The sequence below is a fragment of the Peribacillus deserti genome (assembly GCF_002863585.1).
GTDB lineage: Bacteria > Bacillota > Bacilli > Bacillales > DSM-1321 > Paraperibacillus > Paraperibacillus deserti_A.
In genome coordinates this window covers 14,450-37,364 of the sequence record NZ_PGUY01000017.1, presented here as the reverse complement: position 1 = coordinate 37,364, position 22,915 = coordinate 14,450, and the positions used below count along the sequence as shown (strand labels likewise).

The following is a 22,915-nucleotide window of genomic DNA, read 5'->3' as shown; positions in this document are numbered from 1 at the left end:
TAAAGTTTTTTATGAAGGAGTCATCAGCTTGTATGAACATAAAAATGATCACAGCTTTGCTTGCGTGTTTCATAATCAGCGGTTGTTCAAATTTACCTGAACAGTTTTCAGGGGATAAAATAGATGCAGGAAGTCAGGAGAAACCTGGATTGAAAAAGGAAATAAACAAAGTACCAGCACCTGTAAAAAAAGCAATCCAGAAAGAAAAAGTACCAGCCAGTAAAATGCTGGATGTGCCGCTTTTTAATCAAATGGATGCACCAAGGCTGTATAATGGATGCGAAGTCACGAGCCTTGCCATGCTTATGAATTTTCGAGGAATACACGTAAGCAAGAATGATTTAGCAGGGGCTATTAAAAGAGTTCCACTCACATTTGATAATGGCCAGAAAGGGAACCCGAACGCCGGATTTGTCGGCAATATGGAAGATGGGCCAGGGCTGGGGGTTTATCATGGACCGATTACAGATCTGGCACGAAAATATGCTGGTAATAAGGTGAAGGACTTAACTGGGAAACCATTTGAAGAGCTTCTTAAGGAAGTGGGCAGCGGTTCTCCTGTATGGATTATCACTACAGCAAATTTTGCGCCTGTCAGCGATTTTATTGAATGGAATACTCCACAGGGTGTTATCCAGGTAACTTATAAAGAGCATAGTGTTGTAATCACGGGTTATGACCAGCAGAACATATATGTAAATGATCCATATGGCCACAAAAATAGAAAGCTTCCGAAAGAAAGCTTTATAAAGGCATGGGAGCAGATGGGCAAGCAGGGGGTAACTATAACAGGATAAGAATCGATTTAAACGAAGGAAGTCATATGATGGCTTCTTTTTTTTAGGCTGTTTTCGCAAACTTTGCTGCTATTGTACAAGAGGTTGATTGGAGCGCAAGGCATGCTCGCGGACCTTAGGGGCGGGCGGTGAGCCTCCTCGTCTTCGCCTGCGGGGTCTCACCTCATAGAAAAGCGGAAGCGCCTTGTTCAGACCCGATAAAGAAGACTTGCTGAGTGGCAAGCGTTAGCGAAGACAGAAGCATAGTCGCACTTATTCGTTAGTCAAGCATAAGACAAGCGGGCCGTGGAAAGCGGTTTTCCTTTCCATGGACCGATTGGCTTATGACTCGAGGGTCTCAGCTTGTAGCTGGATCAAGGAGTCTCGCACCTTACGCTCCAATCAACCTGATTTAACAATAGGTGATGCAACAAAACTTATTAAAAAACAACAATCTTTTAGAAAAGAGCCTTTTTTTATGACCTGGATGAAAATGTTGATATGCGGAAAGGAAGTACCTGGTGAGGTTATCCACAGGCATGTTAAAAAATAACCTAAAAATAGGAACAAGTGTTCTTGTTTTGTGTGCTCGTTTTGTAATACAATAGTAAAAAAGCCGGAAGGAACGACGAATAATGGGGCCCTTGCAGGTGAGTTGATTTACAGGGGATGAGAGGAGCAGGCTAGATGAAAGAGAACCAGCCGCAGTTTACCGAAAAGGAGATTCATAAGCTAGTTATTGCAGAACTGAGGAAATATAAAGTCTTGAAAATTCAGCTGGCTAACCTGAAGGAACGGAACCGAGCCGGAATGTCCGATTTATTTCCTATAATCAGGGAAAGAGATGAAAAAAATTACTTAAAAGTCAATCAAATTGAACGAGCTATCGAGGAGTCTCTTGATACTCTGGAAAGAGAATTAATCGAAAAGAAGTATTTAAGTACGCAGGATCCCACCGACTTGGAGGTTTATCTGGAAATGGGAATTAAAAAAGCTAAATATTATGCTAAGAAAAAAGAAGCATTGAACAGCATAGCAACCGCACTCGGAATGATCTGAGTGTCTTTTTTATGGAGAAATTATGGATATTTTCATGGCCAAACCAGGCACCTTTTATTAAAAAAGAATCTTGTACTATATAGATAAGAACAAATGTTCGATTAAATCTACAAAGAAAAGAGGAGTGCTGGATGGACAAACTGTTTTATTGTGCGGAGGGAATGATTGAATGCGTTGTTAGATTGACCGTTTACCTGTTGGGCGGTCTTGACCGCCTGTTGATTGCCCTGCTGATCCTTGCCGGGTGTGAAGCTGTCAGCAGGACGGCAAAGCTTTGGTATTTGAAGGACACATCTCTTAAAGAAATATACGAAATGATTTTGAAGAAAGGCGCCATGTTTATTCTGTTGATAGCTGCCAACCAGCTGGATCTGGTTATAGGCAGCTCAGATCAATTTATGAGATCGGCCGTACTGATTTTTATGATAGGGAAAGAAGGATTTTTAATTCTTGAGCATATAAAGACGCTTGGTCTGGAAGCACCGGATGTAATGACACACATAGTAGATGAATTCGCTGGAAGCAAAAAGGATGAAGATAAGCCCGAACAGAAATAATGGACAAGCATAATTAAAAGATGGGGTGATGAAGATATGATGAAAATTTTTATTGATCCAGGACACGGCGGGACGGATCCAGGAGCTGCAGGAAATGGACTGCAGGAGAAAAATATTACTCTTTCAATTGCCAGCAGGCTTCGAGATATTTTGTTAAATGAGTATAGTGATGTATCTATCATGATGAGCCGGACGGCGGATACCACCGTCTCATTAACCGAGCGGACCAATGCAGGAAACTTATGGGGAGCAGATTTCTACTTATCCATCCACATTAACTCTGGCGGCGGTACTGGGTATGAAGATTATATTTATCCGGGATCAGGTGCTCCTGCTTCGACCTATCAGAGAGTCATACATGAGGAAGTGATGAAGGTAGTCGCGTTCTCTGACCGCGGGATGAAATCGGCAAACTTTCATGTTTTGAGAGAAACGCAGATGCCGGCATTGCTGACAGAAAACGGATTTATCGACCATGTACATGATGCGGCCAAGTTAGAGAATAGTCCTTTTATCGAGAATATCGCACGAGGTCATGTTAATGGAATTGCAAGGGCCTTCTCGCTTGAAAAAAAGACTACCACTCTCTATAAAGTTCAAATCGGGGCTTTTAGCAGCAAGAATAATGCTGATGTGCTGGCTGCAGATGCCGAAGCCAAAGGTTATGACGCCTATACGGCATTTGACGGGGGCTGCTATAAGGTCCAGATTGGAGCATTTTCAAGTAAAGAAAACGCAGATGCCCTTGCAGAAAGAGCCAGCCTCGCCGGGTTCGATGCAATCGTTGTCGTTTATTAAGACCTGGATCTATCAATGGAATTTTTCGACAAATCCCTCCGGAAGGATTAATGCTTTCTCCAGCGGGTAACTGTATGGTAGAGCAAATTCTAAGGAGGTAATAAATATGAATAAAAGAGTAATCGGAGTTTATGAGAACGGGCACGAAGCGATTCAGGCTGTTGAGAAACTACAGGCTGAAGGATATGCAAGGGATGAGATATCAGTCATTGCCAAAGATCCGGAAGATGCCCGCGAAGTAACTGATGAAACTGGAACTAAAGCAGGGGAGGGTGCAGCAGCTAGCGCGGCGACCGGCGGTGTACTGGGAGGATTGACAGGATTTCTTGCCGGAGTAGGAGCGCTGGCCATTCCAGGTATCGGGCCGATCCTCGCTGCAGGGCCGGTAGCAGCGACTTTAGCAGGTGCCGCAACAGGTGCTGGTGCAGGAGGTATTACAGGAGCGCTGATTGGCATGGGTATTCCGGATGAGGAAGCAGAGCGCTACGAAACGGATATTAAAGAAGGGAAAATTCTAGTTCTTGTAGATGCTGATAAGGGGGTACATGGCGGAACACATGGACTGAGTACCGACGCTTCAATGACGACCGGCACTTCCGGTTTGGGCCGTGATACTTCATTTGCAGGATCAGATAGAGGGAATTCAATGGCAGGCGGTTCAGCAGGTTTGGATAGAGACGTCTCAGCAGGTTTAGATAGAGACGCTTCAGCAGGCCGTTCCGTTGATTTAGATACAGGTGATTCCTATACAGTCCGGTCAACGGGAGTTGAGAATGATTCTTCCCTTAGAAGTCATACGGCCCCTTTGAACAGAGAATCAGATTTGGATCAATCTATGAATGTTGATAATGAAGGTTTCAGGGACCGCACGAACCGTATAGATGACGATGAAATGAATCAACGCCTTGGGCATCTTGAAGAAACAAGGGACCCGCTGATTACTGGAGATCCTGTGGTAGATTCAGCCCGCAGGCCTGAAGATTCCTTAAATCCTTATGATACGAAAAATGGCATTGTGACAGATATAGGCGCGGGACAGGAAGGAAAACCTTTCCGTAAAGACAATGACAGCAGCGACCCGATCGTGTAAGGAATATAATTCAATACTGGCTGGAAAGGGTTGTCCGGATTTTGGACAGCCCTTTTTTGTATGTGATGCATGCTGGGAAATAATTCGGGAAATGGGGGACAGTCCCCACATAAGGGTTTGTTTCTGTACACATAATAAGAGAAAACAGTTAAAGGAGTGCTGGTTTGAAAAGGGTTTTCGCGGCTGGTATGATTATGGTCTCTCTTGGATGCATTATGATGTGGCAGAATGTAATGACTGGATTGGCTTTAGATTCTATTTTGTTCTTTTTTAAGAATTATTTTGTTAATTTAGGAAAAGAGGATTTTCTATCGATCGTGGTATTGCTTTGTGTCTGGATTTTTTATGAGTTTAGAAGCAGGAAACAGGCAAAGCAGAACTGATCCAGTCAAGTTGACTGATTGGTTCTGCTTTTTTTAAATTTAGTTTTAATTATTGCAATGAGCAGCAATAGGACAGGAATGGCGATTTGGAAAGGCAGATGCATGTATATGGGTACGATTTTAAACCCTATATCCATGTGAGTATTAAAGTTTGGTGCTACCAAGACAGCTGATAAAATAATAAGTATCCCCAGGGGGTAAATCATTTTCTTGGGTTCGTTTAAATTAAATAAGTCGCTTATACCTAATAAAGCACAATAAAAGAAGATGAATATTTTTACAAAACCTAAGATCACGAGAATGACCAGCACGATTGCATCCAGGCGCTGAATGAAATTACCTATTTCAACCAACCCTATTTCAGTCAGTATGGGGAAGGTGGACCGGATTCTGACATCTGGACCAATGGCCGCAATATTCATGGCGGTTCTGAAAGATAAATATAATCCACTGACAATAATACCTGCGTACCCTATCTTTTTAGCTGTTTTATGATCCTTTACATAAGGCAGCAGCATGGTGAAAGCAACCATTTCACCAAATGGAACAGTAAGAGTAGAAGGAAAAAAAGCTTTTAAAACAGGCATCCAGCCATTCTCAAGCACCGGAAGAAGATTTGCAGGCTGAAGCAGTTGAGCGGAAAGTTCAAGGATTATGACCGGCATTCCTACAAACAGAAACACAAAGAAGCATACTTGACTTACTCTGGAAAAGACCTCAAACCCTTTAAACATCACATATATTATGGAAGCAATCATATATAACCCCAAAGTAAGGAGGGAAGTGTTATGGTATTGGGAGATAACCAGCAATTCCTCATAGTCCCGCAGTACTCGTACCGCAAGATAACTAAAATAGATCACATAGGCAAACCCTATGCCCCACCCTATATATTTGCCTGCTATCTTCCTTGAATAAGCGGTCAAGGGCAGGTCAGGATATTTCTTGTGAAGGCCAAGATACACAGAGAATAGGATACAGCCGCTCACTATTCCAAATATGATTGTAATCCAAGCAGCCTGCCTGGCTTCCTTTGCCATCCCAAATAGGACCGCACTTCCTAATTCAAAAAGAAATATTAGGCAAAAGAATTGTAAGCTGCCAATTCTGATTTTTTTTTTCATCGTCTCACCGTTGCTTTCTTATTTGTAAGGATAAGGTTCAATCCTCATGCTGGTCCCGTGTAAATTGAAGTTAACATGAATGGATACCTTAGACTTTGAAAAAACATCGTTCCAGCGATTCTCGTTTTTCTTCCATTGCTCAGGATGCTGCCTGTGCAGAATATCTCCAAATCCGAAAATATCACTTTTCTGACTTTTGGCTTGATTTATACCATCTCTTATGTGGCTTAAGATATTATTTGATGTTTTCTGTTCATATTCATGCAAAACATCATAGTCCATGATTTTTCTATTGCATAGCATCTCGTCTAGTACGCCAAGTGCATTCACATGGATGACTATTTCAGGCCTGCCTGAATTCATTCGGACCTTAATTTTACTCCTGGAATCCGTAATACGAACAGAAGTATACTGGTGGCTGTCACATCTGATACTTTCATTTGTTTGTATGATCTGGTTGTTCAGAAACGAAATGGACTTAGATTTTGTTCCGTCCAGCCAGCCTACCAGCTTGCCCTCTTTAATGATTCCCATACCGGAAAGCTTGGTAGCTTTCTTGTTAGGCGAAGACGGGTCCTTCGAAGCAACAACAGAAATTCCCCCGATAGTAGGTTCTGATCCTTTGCTCGAAAGTTGGTTGATGATCTGGTACACTTCCGTTGCTTGATTTTCTCCCTGCATTTTAGCTGAGTTCTTTACCTTTCCGTTAATCGACTCCACCGGATGTTCTGTGGCTGGAATGACTGACAGCACCTCTTTCCCTGAAGTACCCCGGGCAATTAAAACAGGGATATTTGCGCGGATATTAGCATCCCTTTCAAATACATCAAAAATAAAATTTAAGCTTTCAGACTTAGCTAGATCATCTCCTATAATAACGATTCGAACGTGTGAGTAATCCGGCATTCTGGAGAATTTTTTAGATGCCTGGCGGGCAGCCTCGCTTATCGTGCGGCCCTCCGCCATAAATAACGCGCTCCCAGGCGGACCGGAACCTGATCCGGAAGAAGAACTAGACCCCGCGGGACTTGGTGAAAAGGCTTGAAAGGTAATTTGATACCTTTGTTTTTCTTTTAACCAATCAATTCCTATGCCAGCGATAAAGGCAGCATCTCTTAACTCCCGGTAATTAGAACAGCCTGCCAGTAGACAGGCGGTAATGAAAAAGGACAGGATGAATACGAATTTACGTTTCATTCCGGCCGCCTCCTTGTACACGGTTTTTCTCTTCAGGACTTGCAGGTTCTGGCCTTGTCATCTGCTTGGGTAGAGGAAGGCGGATGAACACGTCCTTCTGCGCAAGCAGCTTAAACGGAGTAATAGGGTCAAAGTAGGGAAGTCCAAAACTCCTCAAAGAGCATAAATGAGCCAAGATCACAAACGTGCCAAGCATTATTCCATACATCCCAATATAAGAACCCAGCAGCAGCAGCAAGAATCTGAGGATCCGGGCTGCAATAGCCACATTAAAAAAAGGCATGGTAAAGTTGGCGATTGCAGTAAGTGATACCACAATAACGGTAGAAGCTGAAACAAACCCGGCTTGTACTGCGGCCTGACCCAGGATTAAGGCTCCTACGATGGAAACTGTCTGGCCCACCGCCCGCGGCATCCGCACGCCAGCTTCCCTGAGGACTTCAAAAACCAGCTCCATAATGAGGGCTTCCACGACGATTGGAAAAGGCACTCCCTCCCTCTGTCCAGCAAGGGTAATCAATAAAGTAGTCGGAATCAAGGCGTGGTGATGAGTCATGATGGCAACATATAACCCAGGAATATACAAGGCAATGAAAAAGGAAACAAAACGAAGAATCCTTATAAAAGAACCCATATAATAATTTTGGTAATAATCTTCAGGTGACTGAAAAAATTGTATAAAAGTTGCAGGACCTATTAACACATAAGGAGTTCCATAAACGAATATGGCGAATCGTCCTTCTAGGAGATTAGCAACCACCACATCTGGTCTTTCAGTACTTATAAGAGTTGGGAAAATACTGTTTTTACTATCCTGGATAAACTCTTCAATATAGCTGGATTCCAGAATGGCATCGATCTTTATCTTTTTGATCCGATTTCGAAGCTCTTGTAAAATTGAATCGTCTGCGATTCCGTTAAGATACATAAGTTCAACATTTGTATGTGTTATTTCACCAACATTGAGAGTTTCAATTCTTAACTTTGGATTTGTAATCCGTGCCCTTACAAGGGAAGTATTCGTCCGTAAATCCTCAGTGAAACTGTCTTTTGGCCCGCGGATGACAGTCTGGGATGACGGTTCAGACAATCCTCTTTTATCAATGAGCCTTGTACTGGCAATAAAAACTTGTGAGGTATGGTTGAACAATATTCCGGTATTTCCCTGCAAAATTGAATTAACGACCTTGTCTACATCATTCATTTTTTCTAATTTATTTACTGCTATCAGCCGTCCGAGTACTTCTGCTGAGTTTGGGCTCTCAAGCTGCTCCCTCAGTTGTTCGAAATTCATTTTCGACAGAGGTTCAATGACGGAGAAATCCACTTCCTTTTTGTCAGACATTCCATCCATACGGATCATGGCGACAGAAAAATCGGTGGCAGCATCAATTATAATCTTCCTTACATTCAGGTCCGGGGGGCTGCCCAAGCAATCTTTTATCAAATCGATATTGTCGTCAATGTTATATGTAAGATTCGTAATGTTCGGTTTTATCGTACTTGGCTGACTAGGTGATGACTCCTTTTTAGACTGAATCTTCTTCGTTCCTGTTTTAAAAAAGCTTGGCACAATATCCTGTCCCCCTTACCTCGAGTTTTCTAAATTTTAGTATTTTCCAGGAATTATTTTTTATGTATGCAGCCGTGTCAACCTTGTCTGTTGTTTACAACAAAGGAAGCTTACTTTCCGCGTGTGGTCCGGTGGCCACCTCTCACGTTTACACTGCAGCTCTCTTGATCCTTTCCTTTACAGGAGTCTTTGTCTGCAGCTTATACCAAAATCAACAATGAATTTTTTAAATAGGTAAGTATATACAAGAGCTGAAAAACCAAATAAACGATTCAGCAAGTGCATCTCTTTCGAAAAACAGGTTTGTGACATTTTGGTTAGGGTTAAAATATGTATAAATCTTTTGAGGGAGGGCACAGGCATGCCAAACAATCAAAGCAAGACCGCTGTGGTAACTGGTGGAGGTTCCGGAATCGGTGCAGCAGCCGCCAAAAGGCTTGCAAAGGAAGGGTATAAGGTATGTATCATCGACATCAAAGAGGATAGAGCTGAGCAAGTAAAAGAGGAAATAAGCGGGGCCGGCGGAGAAGCCTTTGTGCTTAATGTGGATGTATCAGACCCGGCAAGAGTGAGCGAGGCCATCGGCAAGGTTCATGAAAAATGGGGCAGCATAAATGTACTCTTTGCCAATGCAGGGATTAATGGGACCGTAACGTCAATCGAAGAAATGGATCCCGATGAATGGGACCAGACGATTACGACCAATCTAAAAAGCACGTTCTTATTTGTAAAATACACAATCCCGCACATGAAAGAGAATGGCGGAAGCATGATCATAACCAGTTCCATTAACGGCAACCGGACATTTAAAAATATTGGCATGTCGGCCTACAGCACCTCTAAAGCGGGACAGACTGCATTTATGAAAATGGCTGCATTGGAGCTGGCAAGATATAAAATCAGAGTCAACGCAATCTGTCCGGGAGCGATTGATACGAATATAGATCAAAATACCTTTACCGAAGAAGGTGTAGAGGAAGTGAAAATTCCAATTGAATATCCGGAAGGCAACCAGCCGCTCGAAAATAAATCCGGATCATCCGAACAGGTGGCGGATCTGGTCTATTTCCTTGCAAGTGACCAATCATCGCACATTACGGGTACGAAAATTTATATCGATGGGGCAGAATCACTGCTATAAGTAAACTGGCTGCGGCCAGTTTTTTTGTGTGCGGGAGTATGGGGCTTGCTGCGATTTCAGCTCAAGAGTCATGGGGGTGACGAAATTTGGTAAATCAGCTTGTGAGGGATTCGAAGGCAGGTTCCGAATGCCTCTGAAGGTGCTCTGCCTCAAGGGGACTCAATGTTTATTGGGGTTGAAAACAGGCTTGAGGGGATTTAATTTTACAGGATTGCGAAATAGTCGGAACCCGTCGTTAGGAAGCTCAGGTGATAGTTGTGGGATTAAAGAGTTTCGGGAGATCAGGATAGTTCCGAAGATAAACGGTGAAGATTATCATAAGCTTCGGAAAAATAATGACGAACGTCTGAGGATACTCATAAGTTTCGAAAGGGTGGGCATCAGTATAAGTTCGAAAACATAATCATATGCTTCATGGGATAAGTTCCGAAACATAAACGGATGGGATTAGCATAAGCAGACAATAGGGTAGGTTCACAGAAACTTATCAATAAACAATAATATTTTAGAAAAGAGCTAAATGAAAAGAACTCCATAAGTATAAGCGCTTTATAGCACCTCGGGAAATAATCCTGGGAAATTGGGGACAGTCCCCATTTTTCGCTCCTCTCCTCTAGTAAAAGACAAATTTCTATTATATTTTGTTAAAATTTATTTTAATAATTCTGAATAATTTGTATAATGGGTAGTGTGATAGTGATTATTTGGGAGGGATTGTGTTGAAAGCGCTTAAATCTATCGTAATCTGGGGGCTTATTTCTGCCCTGGGCGCAGTGGGGTTCGGGGTTCTTGCTTTAAAAAGGGGAGAATCTATCAATGCTATATGGCTGCTCGTAGCGGCTGTTAGCACTTATGCTGTAGCATACCGTTTTTACAGCAGATACATAGCTAATAAAGTTTTTGAGCTGGATGATAACCGAAAAACTCCGTCAGAGCTGCACAATGATGGGAAAGATTATGTTCCTACTAATAAATGGGTCCTCTTTGGACACCATTTTGCAGCTATAGCAGGGGCGGGTCCTCTAGTTGGTCCGATACTGGCAGCCCAGATGGGGTATCTGCCAGGTACGATCTGGATTGTCGCGGGTGTTGTTCTGGCTGGTGCTGTACAGGATTTTGTTATTTTATTTGGCAGTATGAGAAGAAAAGGAAAGTCTTTAGGTGAAATGATCAAGGAAGAAATCGGCCCTGTGACTGGTCTTATTTCCATGGTCGGTATTCTAGGAATTATGATTATATTATTAGCTGTTTTAGCTCTTGTTGTTGTGAAAGCGCTTGTAGGCAGTCCGTGGGGAATGTTTACGATCGCGGCTACTATCCCGATTGCCATCTTTATGGGGATCTATATGCGCTATATCCGCCCGGGGCGGGTTGGGGAAGGGTCTGTCATAGGAATTGTACTCCTGATTCTTTCACTCTATGGCGGGCAGTATGTAGCAGAGCACGAAACACTTGCAGCCATGTTCACCTTCAAAGGGGAAACCATCGCTATCATGATGATTGTCTATGGGTTTATAGCTTCAGTACTGCCGGTATGGCTGCTGCTGGCCCCGAGGGATTATTTAAGTACATTTTTAAAAGTGGGTACGATTGTCGGTTTGGCACTGGGGATTCTAATTGTAGCCCCTGATCTGCAAATGCCTGCAGTTACTAAGTTCATTGACGGTACAGGTCCGGTATTTGCGGGGAATATGTTTCCGTTCTTATTCATTACAATAGCATGTGGAGCAGTCTCCGGCTTCCATGCCCTGGTATCATCCGGTACGACTCCAAAAATGATAGAGCGTGAATCCCATGCCCGTCCAATTGGATACGGAGCCATGTTAACCGAATCCTTTGTAGCGGTTATGGCTATGATTGCTGCATGTGTCCTGACTCCAGGGATCTATTTTGCCATCAATAGCCCGCCCGCAGTCATTGGGGTTGATGCTGCATCGGCGGCTAAAGCAGTAAGTGACTGGGGCTTTACCATTACGCCCAATGATTTAACCACGCTTGCTGATGATGTAGGGGAAGAAAGTATTATCTCAAGAACCGGCGGTGCTCCGACGCTTGCCATCGGAATGGCCTACTTGTTTTCAAATGTTATTGGCGGTAAGGCATTGATGGCCTTCTGGTACCATTTTGCCATTCTTTTTGAGGCATTATTTATTTTAACAACCATCGATGCAGGGACCAGGGTCGGGCGATTTATGATCCAGGATATTCTTGGTCATGTATATAAGCCGCTGGCAAAAACAGATTCATTAGTTGCTAACATCATTGCTACGACGTTATGTGTAATTGGCTGGGGGTACTTCCTGTATCAGGGGGTCATTGACCCGCTTGGAGGCATCAATACATTATGGCCGCTGTTTGGAATCGCAAACCAGATGCTTGCTGGTATAGCCCTGCTTCTGGGTACTACCATCCTATTTAAAATGGGCAAGAAAGCTTATGTCTGGATTACGCTTATTCCAACCACATGGCTGCTGATCGTGACTATGGCTGCCGGCTGGCAAAAGCTGTTCCATGAAAATCCTAGAATCGGATTCCTGGCTCATGGTAAGGTATTCAGCACTGCGCTTGACGAAGGGAAAATTCTTGCACCCGCTGCAAGCAAAGAGCAAATGAAGCAAGTGGTGATGAATGATTATGTGGATGCAGGATTATGTGCGGTTTTCATGCTGGTAGTTATAGCAGTGTTGATCTCTGCAGTGCGGATTTGGATTAAGGTTCTGACCAATAAGAGTGTCACCCTTCACGAAGCACCATATGTCCCGCGGGATCAAGGAGATAAAAAACAATATGCTGGATAAACTGACAAAAGCCTTCGGCTACCGCAAACAATTTATTAGTCTGCTTGTGGGTGTTCCCAGTTATGAAACGTATGTAGAGCATATGTGCGCAAATCATCCAGGGCAGAAAATCCAGTCAAGAAAGGAATTTTTCCGTGAAGCCCAAGAAGCGAGATATAATGCTAAGGGCGGGAAAGTTTCAAGGTGCTGCTAGGAGCCCAGTGTACAGAGTGAATACAAAAAAGCTGATTCGGGAATGATCCTGAATCAGCTTTTTTTGCTTTGGGAAATAATCGGGAAATGGGGGACAGTCCCCATCTTTTAATGCGGAAAATACAGCAGCTGTATAATAAATAGTACGGCGAAAATGTATACCAGCGGATGTACGCTTTTCCATTTGCCCTTGGCGATTTTCATTAATGGGTAGGATATAAAGCCAAAAGCGATTCCGGTCGCGATGCTTGATGTAAGCGGCATGGTCAGTATGACGATGAAGGCAGGGAAGGCTTCGTCAAAATCATCCCATTGAATATGTCTGACATTACTCAGCATCAAGGCACCTACGATTACAAGAGCAGGTGCAGTAATGGCTGCAATCCCTGATACGGCGCTGATTAAAGGGCCGAAAAAGGCAGCTATTACAAATAGGACGCCCACAAAAACGGTAGTGAGCCCTGTACGTCCCCCAGCAGCTACACCCGATGCTGATTCAATGTAAGCAGATGTCGGGGTAGTGCCGAACATTGAACCAATCAGTGTTCCCACCGAATCGGCAATCAGTGTTCTTCTTGCCCTTGGAAGTGTATTTCCTTTCATTAATCCAGCCTGTTTGGTTACTCCGAGCACCGTCCCGGTTGTATCAAAGATTGTGACCAGTATAATGGAAAAAATAGCTGGGTATAAGCTGTACTCAATGACATCTTTCAAGGCAGTGACCGGATTCATGACGATGAGCCCTTCAGGAAGTGTAGGAAGTGAAACGATGCCTTTACTGAACGAAAGCTGCCCTGTGAGACTTGCTATGATACCTGTGATAACAATGCCTATAAATAGGGCACCGGGAATGTTTAGCGTCATCAGGACCAGAGTAATGGCCAGCCCAATTAATGCTAGGACGACTCCTGGGGAATGCAGATCTCCAAGGCCAACAAGATTGGAAGGATGTGCCTTAATGATGCCGGTCAAACGAAGGCCGATAAAGGCAATAAACAAGCCGATACCAGAAGTGATGGCATGTTTTAGGTTTTCAGGAATCACTTCAATCAGGATGGTCCTAAGTTTTGTTAACGAAAGAATGAAGAATAGGATCCCAGTTATGAATAAAGCTGAAAAAGCTTCCTGATAGCCAACGCCATTATTTGACTGGATGACTGTATAGGCAAAATATACATTGGTACCCATAGCGGGTGCGACGGCAATAGGATAATTGGCTGCCAGCGCCATAAATAAAGTGCCGATAACAGCAGCTATGATGGTTGCCGTGAACCCTTGCTCAAATGGGACGCCCACATCTGATAAAATCAGCGGGTTGACCACAATTATGTAAGCCATAGTAAAAAAGGTTGTCAGACCGGCTGTAAATTCGGTTCTAACGGAAGTTTGCTGTTTTTGTAAATTAAACATCTTTATTTCTCCTCTTAGTCAGAGTCGGATATTCATTTGAATAACCCAAATGTATAGATTACCATGAGAGAGAGTGGAGTTCAAGAGAACTCTTAAACGTGAATGGAGAGGGCACTTTCGGTTTACTTATCTGTCCCGCAAGTATATCTTTTCCATGATTATATTAATTAACAAAACTATTATTTCTTGGTATTCTAGAGAGGAATATTGGCTTTTCTATTTAAAAGGGAAGTTTGATATTTTGATATACAATTCTAGAATAGAAAACAGGGGGGGTTTTTATGGATTATGGGATATTGACGTCCATCGGGATTTATATGGTCGGTATGCTCCTGATTGGGTACTTCGCATATAAGCGGACAGCCAATTTAACGGACTACATGCTCGGGGGAAGAGATTTAGGTCCAGCGGTCACGGCTCTCAGTGCCGGGGCATCAGACATGAGCGGCTGGCTTCTGATGGGTTTGCCTGGGGCTATGTTTGTAAGCGGTGTCAGCAGCAGCTGGATTGTTGTTGGGTTAACGCTCGGAGCCTACTTAAACTGGCTTTATGTTGCACCTCGTCTGCGGACCTATACGGAAGTTGCAAATGACTCAATCACCATTCCAGATTTTCTGGAGAATCGATTTAAAGATGGTTCGCATATATTAAGAATTGTTTCTGCACTTGTTATTCTTGTATTTTTTACCTTTTATACTTCCTCCGGAATGGTAGCCGGAGGAGAGCTGTTCAAAACAGCCTTTAACATGGACTATACGATTGGTATCTGGGTAACAGCCGGAGTTGTAGTCTGCTACACATTATTTGGAGGCTTTCTTGCGGTCAGTTGGACTGATTTCGTCCAAGGCACAATTATGGTCATTGCTTTAGTTTTGGTTCCGATTGTAACTCTCGTCAACATCGGCGGGATCGACCGGACTTTTACTGAAATCCATAGCATAGACCCTGCTCTGCTTTCCGTTCTTAAAGGGGCCACTCCAGTTGGAATTATTTCACTTCTGGCCTGGGGGCTGGGATACTTCGGACAGCCGCATATCATCGTTCGTTTTATGGCCATTTCCTCTGTAAAAGAAATGAAGAGTGCCAGACGGATCGGGATGAGCTGGATGATATTTTCCATTGTTGGAGCTATGATTACCGGTCTTATCGGAATTGCCTATTTCCATATTAATGGCCAGACCCTCGATAATCCTGAAACGGTATTTATCGTGATATCCGATCAGCTGTTTCCATCACTTATCACAGGTTTCCTGCTTGCGGCCATTCTGGCAGCGGTCATGAGTACCATATCCTCTCAGCTTCTTGTTACATCAAGTGCTCTGACGGAAGACTTTTATAAGGCCTTCATACGAAGAAATGCTTCTGATCGGGAACTTGTATTAGTAGGAAGACTAGCGGTGCTTGGTATTGCTCTGATTGCCTTATTCCTGGCATTTAATCCAAGCGAAACACTGTTGAATCTTGTCGGTTATGCCTGGGCAGGCTTTGGTGCGGCCTTTGGTCCCGTAATTCTGCTGAGCCTATATTGGAAACGCATGACTAAGTGGGGGGCACTTGCGGGTATGATTACTGGTACCTTAACGGTTATTATCTGGGAACAGATAAAAGCGGTCGAAGAGGTATACGAAATTATTCCTGGCTTTATAGCCTGTGGACTCGCAATCATCCTTGTCAGTCTCTTGACAGCAAAGCCTTCTAAAGACATCCAATCGGAATTTGATGAAGCTGTCAGCAAGCTGAGATAATCTAGATTTGAAAGGCTGCCTGAGGAGACTCGGCAGCCTTTTTGACTCATTGTAAAAATGCTATAGTGAAATTAGTAAGTATAGGGGAGGCGATCCAGTGAACAGTATCAGCCTGCTTAAACAGAATGTAAAAGTTGCCTTGGAGAAGAAAAAACTGAATGGAGTGACTGCCCGGGTAGGCCTTGTACTGGATATATCAGGTTCGATGAGAAAACTGTATAAAAACGGGACCGTTCAAAAAGTAGTAGAAAAAATTCTTGCCGTTGCCAGCCAGTTTGATGACGATGGAACTCTTGATGTCTGGGTATATGATAACGAATTTTCACGATTAAAGCCGGTCACTGAGATTGATTTTAATAATTATGTAGAAGATGTGATACTCTCCAATCCGCTTATACATAAATTTGGCCGGAATGATGAACCGCCTGTTATGGAAGATGTAATCAAGAAATATACCATTGAAACGCAGAGTGCAGAACCGGCTTTTATTGTTTTTATCAATGATGGCGGTTGTAAGAAAACGATAAAAAAACCAGTTGTTGAGTCATCGGTCATGCCGGTCTTTTGGCAGTTTGTCGGAATAGGAGATTCTAATTTCGAAGTTTTACAGAACCTGGATCATATGGAAGGCCGGTTTGTAGATAATGCTAACTTCTTTCACATTGAAGATGTGGAGAAGATAAGTGATGAAGACCTATATAATCAGCTGTTAAATGAGTTCCCTTCTTGGATTGAAGAGGCAAAAACCAAAGGCATTCTATCCTAATAGTCATAATGTAAATGTGAGCCAGCCAAACCAGCATAAAATAAGGGACCTGCCGGAAAGCAGGTCTTTTAGTTTATGCGCGTCAGTATGGCAAAGCTTAATCTTCTTGTATATCAAAAAATGCAGCAATTTTCCTGACCAGGGAATCAAGCTCTTTTTCCTTCCTTAAATTGTGAAGCATCCCTTTAATAACAGGTGCTCTAGGTGCTTCGGAGGATAATTCATTTTCTATCACCTCTAGTGAGACTAAATGCTCCTCTGAATCTTTAAAATCTTCCTTTGCTGATCCTATCGCAATGGTCAGATCCATTTTGTCCAATTTATCAGGGGCTAACGGGAAAGCAATTAAATCTTCCACTTCCTTTGTTGAAAGCATGGGTGGATCTCCGGATTTAAGCAATCCCTCAACTAAATCATCGGTTCTTTTTAAAATATAGGCGGCGAGTTCGTATAAATCTAATTTGGCACTCTGGAAGATTAGCAGCTCAAGATAAGCGGAGAACATTCCTTGCACGAGTATGGTCAGGTCCCACTGGAAGGAGGCTGCTTTTTCACCGTAAAGGGAGCAAATTGTAAATCTGGTATTTTCGGCAGCTTCGATTCTCATATTTTTGATGAATTCCCCGATAGATTCGTTAAAAGGGACAGCCTGCTCGCGGGTCTGCATGATAATAAATTCCTTTTGATTTAAGATAGCCTCGTATTGGCAGACAATATGTTCGATAAAGAGATCTTTAGGAGGAAGGTTTAAGCTTTTTAAATGTTCGATCCTGGCTTTGATCATTTCATAGTTATATTTGAAAATATCTAGGAGTAAGGCTTCCTTGGATTTGAAATGGAGATAAAATGCGCCTTTCGAAATTCCTGCATGGTTGGCAATTTCCTGTATAGAGGTTGCGTCAAAGCCTTTAGCTGCTATTAACTTCATGGCTGAATCCATGATCATTTTTTCTTTTTCTTTCAATGAAATAACACCGCCTAAAAAGCTAGATAAAATTTATTAATTTTTTGTGAATAAGACCGGAGGCGTATTGACGCTGAATGACCGGTCAGATATATTGTTATATATTATGACCGATTGGTCAAGAGGATATCCCATTAGGAGGGTAAAATGAATAGAATTATTAATTTTACGTTGAAAAATAAGTTTGCTGTATGGCTAATGACGCTGATTGTAGTCGCAGCCGGCTTATATTCCGGATTAAATATGAAGCTGGAAACGATTCCGAATATCACAACGCCTATTTTAAGTATAACCACGATTTATCCAGGTGCAACACCTGAAGAAGTAGGCGATAAGATATCAGAACCTATTGAGCAGGCTGTCCAGAGTATGAACGGGGTTAAGGTTGTCAGCTCAACCTCTTATCAAAATGCTTCTTCCGTTCAGATTGAATATGATTTTGAAACAAAAATGGATGAAGCAAAAAATGAGGTAGAAGAAGCAATTTCCTCCATTTCATTCCCGGAAGCAGTGGAGGAACCCAAAATTTCTAAGGTAAGCTTCAACGCTTTTCCAATCCTGTCTCTTAGTGTCTCGAACGACAAGGAATCGCTGGCTTCTTTAACCAAGACGGTTAAAGAAAAAATTGCGCCTGCTCTTGAAGGGATTGATGGTGTATCCTCAGTCCAGATTTCTGGACAGCAGGTGGATGAGGTAGAGTTGAAGTTTGACCAGGACAAAATGAAACAACTCGGACTGGATGAAGAAACAGTTAAGAATATCATCAAAGGTTCCGATGTGACTCTTCCGCTTGGATTATACACCTTTAAGGACACTCAAAAGTCCGTAAAGGTTGATGGGAATATCACGACACTGTCTGATCTTAAGAATCTTGAAATTCCTGCTGTACCATCAGGAGGCGGGACCACGTCCGGCCAGACACCTGCTAGATCTGGAAATCCTGCAGCCGCCGGTACTATGGCAGGCCAGCAGTCCGCAGGATCCGGCGCGGCATCGCAGCAGCCTTCTCCCGGTAATGCACAAAATTCATCCGTGACCAATGGGTCAGTACATAATACAGCTATTCCTACGGTTAAGTTGGGAGAAATTGCTGAAATTAAAGAGGTCGGCAAGGCTGAATCTATTGCCAGGACAAATGGGAAGGAATCGATTGGCCTTTCTATCGTCAAAGCATCTGATGCAAATACGGTAGATGTTGCGAATGATGTAAAAGAAAAAGTTAAAGAGTTTGATAAGGAAATAAATGGACTAAAGACTGTTTTTACCTTTGATCAGGCTGCTCCAATAGAGGAGTCTGTAAGCACCATGCTGAATAAGGCCTTATTTGGTGCTGCGTTTGCGATAGTTATTATTCTCTTGTTCTTAAGGGATATCAAATCAACGTTGATTTCTGTTGTTTCCATCCCGCTTTCTCTTTTAATTGCTATTTTGTTATTAAAGCAGATGGATATAACTCTTAATATGATGACGCTGGGCGCTATGACAGTGGCAATAGGCCGGGTCGTAGATGATTCTATCGTTGTTATTGAAAACATCTACCGCCGCATGTCGATGAAAGGCGAAGTGTTAAAAGGCGCAGACCTGATACGCGAAGCTACGAAAGAAATGTTTATGCCAATCCTTTCATCTACAATCGTGACCATTGCTGTATTCCTGCCTCTAGGTCTAGTAAAAGGCATGATCGGGGAGCTGTTCCTCCCATTTGCATTAACCATTGTTTTCGCTCTGTCAGCCTCACTTCTTGTGGCCGTAACACTCGTGCCGATGCTTGCTCATACTTTATTTAAAAAAGGCATGAAAGAGCATGAAGAAAAGGGACCAGGCAGACTAGCGGCTGGATATAAGAAATTATTAAATTGGACCCTGAACCATAAAGTGATCACTTCCGGACTCGCGATTCTTATGCTGGCTGGAAGTCTGTTCTTAATTCCGATAATCGGGGTAAGCTTCCTATCTTCCGAAGAAGAGAAAATGATGATTGCGACGTTCAAGCCTGACCCTGGTGTAACCCGTGAACAGGCAGCCGAAGTTTCAGAAAAAGCAGAAGATCTGTTCCTGAATAGAGAGGGTGTCAAAACGGTCCAGATGTCACTGGGCAGTGAAAATCCAATGAATCCGGGTGACAGCAATAGTGCGATATTCTATGTTCAATATGAAGATGATACGCCGGATTTTGAAAAGGAAAAAGAAAAGATCATTGAGGATCTTCAATCATTCACCAATAATGGGGAATGGCTGTCTCAAAACTTCAGTTCAAGCGGAGCCAGCAATGAGGTGAAGATGTATGTATACGGAGACAGCATGAAAGATATTGAGCCTGCGGTCAAGGAAATTCAGGACATCATGAAGAGAGACGCTGATTTTAAAAACGTTGATTCAAGCATGGCTGAAACTTACGAGGAGTATACATTCTCAGCTGACCAGAAGAAATTAAGCTCACTTGGGCTTACAGCCGCACAGATTGGTATGGAACTCAGCCCTCAAAGAGACCGTCCAATTTTAACCAAAGTAAGTAAAGATGATGAGGAATTAAATGTCTACATTCAGACAGACGAGCAAAACTACCAATCCGTCTCTGATTTGACAGATAAAACGATAACGTCTCCTTTAGGCAGATCTGTTCAGATAAAGGACGTTGTAGAAGTTAAAGAAGGAGAGACATCTAATACCGTCAGCCGCCGCGATGGCAAAATATATGTGGAAGTCAGCGGCGAGCTAAAGACAGACGATGCTGCCAAAGCTTCCGCAAACCTGCAGAAAAAGGTAGATAAACTTGAAATGCCATCAAGCGTTACGGTTGATATGGGCGGTGTTTCCGAGGATATCAATGAATCCTTTAAACAGCTCGGCCTTGCTATGCTTGCTGCGATAGCCATTGTTTATTTGGTTCTTGTCATAACATTCGGCGGCGGCCTTGCACCTTTCGCGATTCTGTTCTCCCTGCCTTTCACGATTATCGGTGGACTTCTAGGGCTCTTGATTGCCGGAGAAACGTTAAGCGTCTCTGCTATGATCGGTGCATTGATGCTGATCGGTATCGTGGTGACTAATGCCATTGTCTTAATAGACAGAGTCATTCACAATGAAAAAGACGGACTGACTACGAGGGAAGCCTTGCTTGAAGCTGGATCAACCAGACTTCGCCCTATTCTTATGACGGCAATTGCCACTATTGGTGCTTTAATACCGCTTGCACTTGGTATTGAAGGAAGCGGCATTATATCAAAAGGCCTTGGCGTTACGGTAATTGGCGGACTTACAAGTTCAACACTGCTTACCTTAGTCATTGTTCCCATTGTATACGAAGCTCTAAGTAAGCTGAAAAATAGAAAGAGACGAAAAGATAAAGTAGATAGATAACGTATAAACCGCACCAGAGTCGGGTGCGGTTTATTTTTTCTATGTAAAAGTAATCCACTTCGGCTGAAAACCTCATCCCGGTCAAACAAGTGCAGGAGATCTGAACTCTTTAAGGATCCAGGGTGAGATTCATACTCAAGTGAAGTTCAGGGAATATTAACGTGACCGGACGCAGTGGTAAATACACCGAAGCTGCAAGCGGCGATCGATTTTGTAAAAGAACCTAAATTGATAGCAATGAATGTTAGGAGCATTCGGGGAGGACCCAGCTCCAAAATCAATGTAACGCATTAAGACTAAGAAGATCTTAATATGATACTATATGTGTATAACACAGCTGAAGGAGATTTACATGAAACAAACAGAAGATTTCTTACCCAATTTAAAGCCTTTTTTGCAGGAAAACTGGCAGTCAGCGGGATTTAAGGCACCCACAACGATTCAGGAAAAAGCTATTCCTCCCTTGCTTCAAGGAACGGATGTTATTGCGGAATCTCCGACAGGGACTGGAAAGACCCTAGCTTATCTGCTTCCTGTCCTGAACGCGATCAAGGAAGATAACGGATCCATTCAGGCGCTGATCCTTGCATCTTCACATGAATTGGTCATGCAGATAAATGAAGAAATTCAAAAGTGGTCTAAAGGCAGCAAAATCTCTGGGGCATCTTTTATTGGGGGAGCCAATCTGAAAAGACAGCTTGAAAAGCTAAAGAAGCGGCCGCAAGTGGTTGCAGGCACCCCTGGCCGGATTTACGAATTAATTAAGCAGAAGAAAATGAAAATGCATGACGTGAAAACCATTGTTCTGGATGAAGGGGATCAACTGCTGGTACCAGAGCACATTGGCACGATCCAGAATATTGTGAAGAGCACTCTAAAAGACAGACAGGTTGTCCTTTTTTCTGCAACTCTCCCGCCGCAGATTGAAGCTCATGCAAAGGAAATGATGGCAGATCCGGAGCTTGTGATCGTAAAAAGGGAAGAAAATATTCCTTCAAAAGTAGAACATATCTATTTTACGGCTGATCCGAGGGATAAAATTAAAGTCCTGGAAAAAATCAGCCGGCTCGACAGCCTGAAAGGTCTTGCCTTTGTTAAGGATATTGGCTCTTTAAGCGTTTTATCAGAAAGACTTGACTACAACGGTGTTTTGCACGGAGTCCTGCACGGTGAATCTAATAAAAGGGAACGGGAAGCCTCAATGAAAGGCCTGCGTACTGGAGAATACTCATTGCTGCTTGCTACAGAAGTGGCGGCCAGAGGCCTGGACGTGAAAGGTTTAACCCATGTTATTCATTATGATCTGCCAAAAACTAAGGAACAATATATCCATAGGTCCGGCAGAACAGGCAGATCTGGGGCGGAAGGAACAGTCATTTCTATAATTGCGCCAAATGAAGAGCGAGACCTCAAACGACTGTCCCGTGACCTTAATTTCGACATCCAGCCGAAGACCTTTTATAAGGGAGAGATCATTGATATAGCTGAAAGAGCACAGTCAGATAAAAGAAAAAAATAAAAAAAGCAGCCTTGGCTGCTTTTTTTCTTATGTTTACTGTCTTTATAAAAGCGACTCGGACCTGCCTGGGGCGATAATCATTCATGGTTTCCTGCATGGTAAAGGCGAGCCCTGCACGGTCTTCTGCCGGATATAGATGGAAGCGCAGACATTAAACAGTTGATTCCCGGTCGGCAATCAGCATATTCCGGAAAAGAGAAGCATAAAGGCCGCAGGATAAGCATAGAGCACTAGACATAAGCATAGGAAAAAGAGAGATAATCATAAACATGGAAAACATAAGCATAAAACCTAGAAACATAAGCATAAGCCTGCAAAAAATAAGCATATCTCCTTAGAAGTTAAGCATAAACCCTATTGCATATTTCTAAATCCTTTACATTTACTAAAACCTCTTCCAAAAAAGTCTGTTTTTCCAGAGCCGGGAGGCAAACTGCAAAAAAGTTATCAAGATTGGGGTTCT

Annotated in this window: 18 protein-coding genes; 13 read left to right on the top strand and 5 right to left on the bottom strand. The window is 43.0% G+C overall.

All coding sequences use genetic code 11. The features are described 5' to 3' along the window. Nucleotides 1-38 precede the first annotated feature (38 nt). The 6 genes from CUU66_RS06020 to CUU66_RS05990 all read left to right on the top strand — a co-directional run bounded on the left by CUU66_RS06020 (nt 39) and on the right by CUU66_RS05990 (nt 4,663). Nucleotides 39-797 carry a C39 family peptidase gene (locus tag CUU66_RS06020; RefSeq protein ID WP_374702975.1) on the top strand — a complete coding sequence of 253 codons (759 nt, stop codon included), beginning with the start codon at nt 39-41 and terminating at the stop codon, nt 795-797. Nucleotides 798-1,463: 666 nt separating this feature from the next. Then, entirely contained in the window at nt 1,464-1,835 is a 372-nt protein-coding gene (locus CUU66_RS06010; RefSeq protein WP_101640775.1) for an ArpU family phage packaging/lysis transcriptional regulator, read from the top strand. A 131-nt stretch (nt 1,836-1,966) separates the two neighbouring features. Next, nucleotides 1,967-2,392: a phage holin family protein gene (locus CUU66_RS06005; RefSeq protein WP_101640774.1), complete on the top strand. Its 426-nt coding sequence runs from the start codon at nt 1,967-1,969 to the stop codon at nt 2,390-2,392. Nucleotides 2,393-2,428: 36 nt separating this feature from the next. Then, a complete protein-coding gene (locus tag CUU66_RS06000) occupies nt 2,429-3,190 on the top strand; it encodes an N-acetylmuramoyl-L-alanine amidase (RefSeq protein WP_101640773.1) in 762 nt (253 codons plus the stop codon). 106 nt (nt 3,191-3,296) lie between these two features. Next, nucleotides 3,297-4,280, top strand: a complete 984-nt coding sequence (locus tag CUU66_RS25195) for a general stress protein (RefSeq protein ID WP_180955172.1) — start codon at nt 3,297-3,299, stop codon at nt 4,278-4,280. Between the two features lie 164 nt (nt 4,281-4,444). Next, the gene (locus CUU66_RS05990) at nt 4,445-4,663 is read left to right on the top strand and encodes a hypothetical protein (RefSeq protein ID WP_101640771.1); all 219 of its coding nucleotides are present in this window, start codon (nt 4,445-4,447) and stop codon (nt 4,661-4,663) included. Nucleotides 4,664-4,668: 5 nt separating this feature from the next. On the opposite strand, the gene CUU66_RS05985 is transcribed toward CUU66_RS05990, so the two are convergent. The 3 genes from CUU66_RS05985 to CUU66_RS05975 are packed head-to-tail and all read right to left on the bottom strand — an operon-like array spanning nt 4,669 to nt 8,557. Continuing rightward, nucleotides 4,669-5,787, bottom strand: coding sequence for a GerAB/ArcD/ProY family transporter (locus CUU66_RS05985; RefSeq protein WP_101640770.1), 1,119 nt, complete (start codon nt 5,785-5,787; stop codon nt 4,669-4,671). A gap of 18 nt (nt 5,788-5,805) precedes the next feature. Further along, nucleotides 5,806-6,984 (bottom strand): Ger(x)C family spore germination protein, encoded by a 1,179-nt coding sequence (locus tag CUU66_RS05980; protein ID WP_101640769.1) that lies wholly within the window; start codon nt 6,982-6,984, stop codon nt 5,806-5,808. Beyond that, entirely contained in the window at nt 6,974-8,557 is a 1,584-nt protein-coding gene (locus CUU66_RS05975) for a spore germination protein (protein ID WP_180955170.1), read from the bottom strand. The genes CUU66_RS05980 and CUU66_RS05975 overlap by 11 nt, the downstream gene beginning before the upstream one ends. Nucleotides 8,558-8,918: 361 nt before the next feature. On the opposite strand from CUU66_RS05975, the gene CUU66_RS05970 reads away from it, so the two are divergent. The 3 genes from CUU66_RS05970 to CUU66_RS05955 all read left to right on the top strand — a co-directional run bounded on the left by CUU66_RS05970 (nt 8,919) and on the right by CUU66_RS05955 (nt 12,689). After that, nucleotides 8,919-9,698: an SDR family oxidoreductase gene (locus CUU66_RS05970; RefSeq protein WP_101640767.1), complete on the top strand. Its 780-nt coding sequence runs from the start codon at nt 8,919-8,921 to the stop codon at nt 9,696-9,698. Nucleotides 9,699-10,417: 719 nt separating this feature from the next. Then, the gene (locus CUU66_RS05960) at nt 10,418-12,496 is read left to right on the top strand and encodes a carbon starvation CstA family protein (RefSeq protein WP_101640765.1); all 2,079 of its coding nucleotides are present in this window, start codon (nt 10,418-10,420) and stop codon (nt 12,494-12,496) included. Next, a complete protein-coding gene (locus tag CUU66_RS05955) occupies nt 12,486-12,689 on the top strand; it encodes a YbdD/YjiX family protein (RefSeq protein ID WP_101640764.1) in 204 nt (67 codons plus the stop codon). The genes CUU66_RS05960 and CUU66_RS05955 overlap by 11 nt, the downstream gene beginning before the upstream one ends. A 107-nt stretch (nt 12,690-12,796) precedes the next feature. Here the strand turns inward: CUU66_RS05955 and CUU66_RS05950 are convergent, their stop codons facing one another. Further along, nucleotides 12,797-14,098, bottom strand: coding sequence for an NCS2 family permease (locus tag CUU66_RS05950; RefSeq protein ID WP_101640763.1), 1,302 nt, complete (start codon nt 14,096-14,098; stop codon nt 12,797-12,799). Nucleotides 14,099-14,379: 281 nt separating this feature from the next. On the opposite strand from CUU66_RS05950, the gene putP reads away from it, so the two are divergent. Both putP and CUU66_RS05940 read left to right on the top strand, forming a co-directional pair. Then, on the top strand, nt 14,380-15,843 hold the full coding sequence (gene putP, locus CUU66_RS05945) for a sodium/proline symporter PutP (RefSeq protein ID WP_101640762.1): 1,464 nt from the start codon (nt 14,380-14,382) through the stop codon (nt 15,841-15,843). A 97-nt stretch (nt 15,844-15,940) separates the two neighbouring features. After that, on the top strand, nt 15,941-16,609 hold the full coding sequence (locus CUU66_RS05940; protein WP_101640761.1) for a vWA domain-containing protein: 669 nt from the start codon (nt 15,941-15,943) through the stop codon (nt 16,607-16,609). Between the two features lie 97 nt (nt 16,610-16,706). On the opposite strand, the gene CUU66_RS05935 is transcribed toward CUU66_RS05940, so the two are convergent. Then, the gene (locus CUU66_RS05935; protein ID WP_101640760.1) at nt 16,707-17,573 is read right to left on the bottom strand and encodes a TetR/AcrR family transcriptional regulator; all 867 of its coding nucleotides are present in this window, start codon (nt 17,571-17,573) and stop codon (nt 16,707-16,709) included. 147 nt (nt 17,574-17,720) lie between these two features. On the opposite strand from CUU66_RS05935, the gene CUU66_RS05930 reads away from it, so the two are divergent. Both CUU66_RS05930 and CUU66_RS05925 read left to right on the top strand, forming a co-directional pair. Continuing rightward, entirely contained in the window at nt 17,721-20,933 is a 3,213-nt protein-coding gene (locus CUU66_RS05930) for an efflux RND transporter permease subunit (protein ID WP_101640759.1), read from the top strand. 352 nt (nt 20,934-21,285) lie between these two features. Continuing rightward, a complete protein-coding gene (locus CUU66_RS05925; protein WP_101640758.1) occupies nt 21,286-22,452 on the top strand; it encodes a DEAD/DEAH box helicase in 1,167 nt (388 codons plus the stop codon). Nucleotides 22,453-22,915: the final 463 nt, after the last annotated feature.

Excerpts from the sequence above, each read along its gene's own strand:
- CUU66_RS06010 (WP_101640775.1), top strand. The coding sequence starts at position 1,464 with ATGAAAGAGAACCAGCCGCAGTTTACCGAAAAGGAGATTCATAAGCTA.
- CUU66_RS06005 (WP_101640774.1), top strand. The coding sequence starts at position 1,967 with ATGGACAAACTGTTTTATTGTGCGGAGGGAATGATTGAATGCGTTGTT.
- CUU66_RS06000 (WP_101640773.1), top strand. The coding sequence starts at position 2,429 with ATGATGAAAATTTTTATTGATCCAGGACACGGCGGGACGGATCCAGGA.
- CUU66_RS25195 (WP_180955172.1), top strand. The coding sequence starts at position 3,297 with ATGAATAAAAGAGTAATCGGAGTTTATGAGAACGGGCACGAAGCGATT.
- CUU66_RS05985 (WP_101640770.1), bottom strand. The coding sequence starts at position 5,787 with ATGAAAAAAAAAATCAGAATTGGCAGCTTACAATTCTTTTGCCTAATA.
- CUU66_RS05980 (WP_101640769.1), bottom strand. The coding sequence starts at position 6,984 with ATGAAACGTAAATTCGTATTCATCCTGTCCTTTTTCATTACCGCCTGT.
- CUU66_RS05970 (WP_101640767.1), top strand. The coding sequence starts at position 8,919 with ATGCCAAACAATCAAAGCAAGACCGCTGTGGTAACTGGTGGAGGTTCC.
- CUU66_RS05955 (WP_101640764.1), top strand. The coding sequence starts at position 12,486 with ATGCTGGATAAACTGACAAAAGCCTTCGGCTACCGCAAACAATTTATT.
- CUU66_RS05950 (WP_101640763.1), bottom strand. The coding sequence starts at position 14,098 with ATGTTTAATTTACAAAAACAGCAAACTTCCGTTAGAACCGAATTTACA.
- putP (WP_101640762.1), top strand. The coding sequence starts at position 14,380 with ATGGATTATGGGATATTGACGTCCATCGGGATTTATATGGTCGGTATG.
- CUU66_RS05930 (WP_101640759.1), top strand. The coding sequence starts at position 17,721 with ATGAATAGAATTATTAATTTTACGTTGAAAAATAAGTTTGCTGTATGG.
- CUU66_RS05925 (WP_101640758.1), top strand. The coding sequence starts at position 21,286 with ATGAAACAAACAGAAGATTTCTTACCCAATTTAAAGCCTTTTTTGCAG.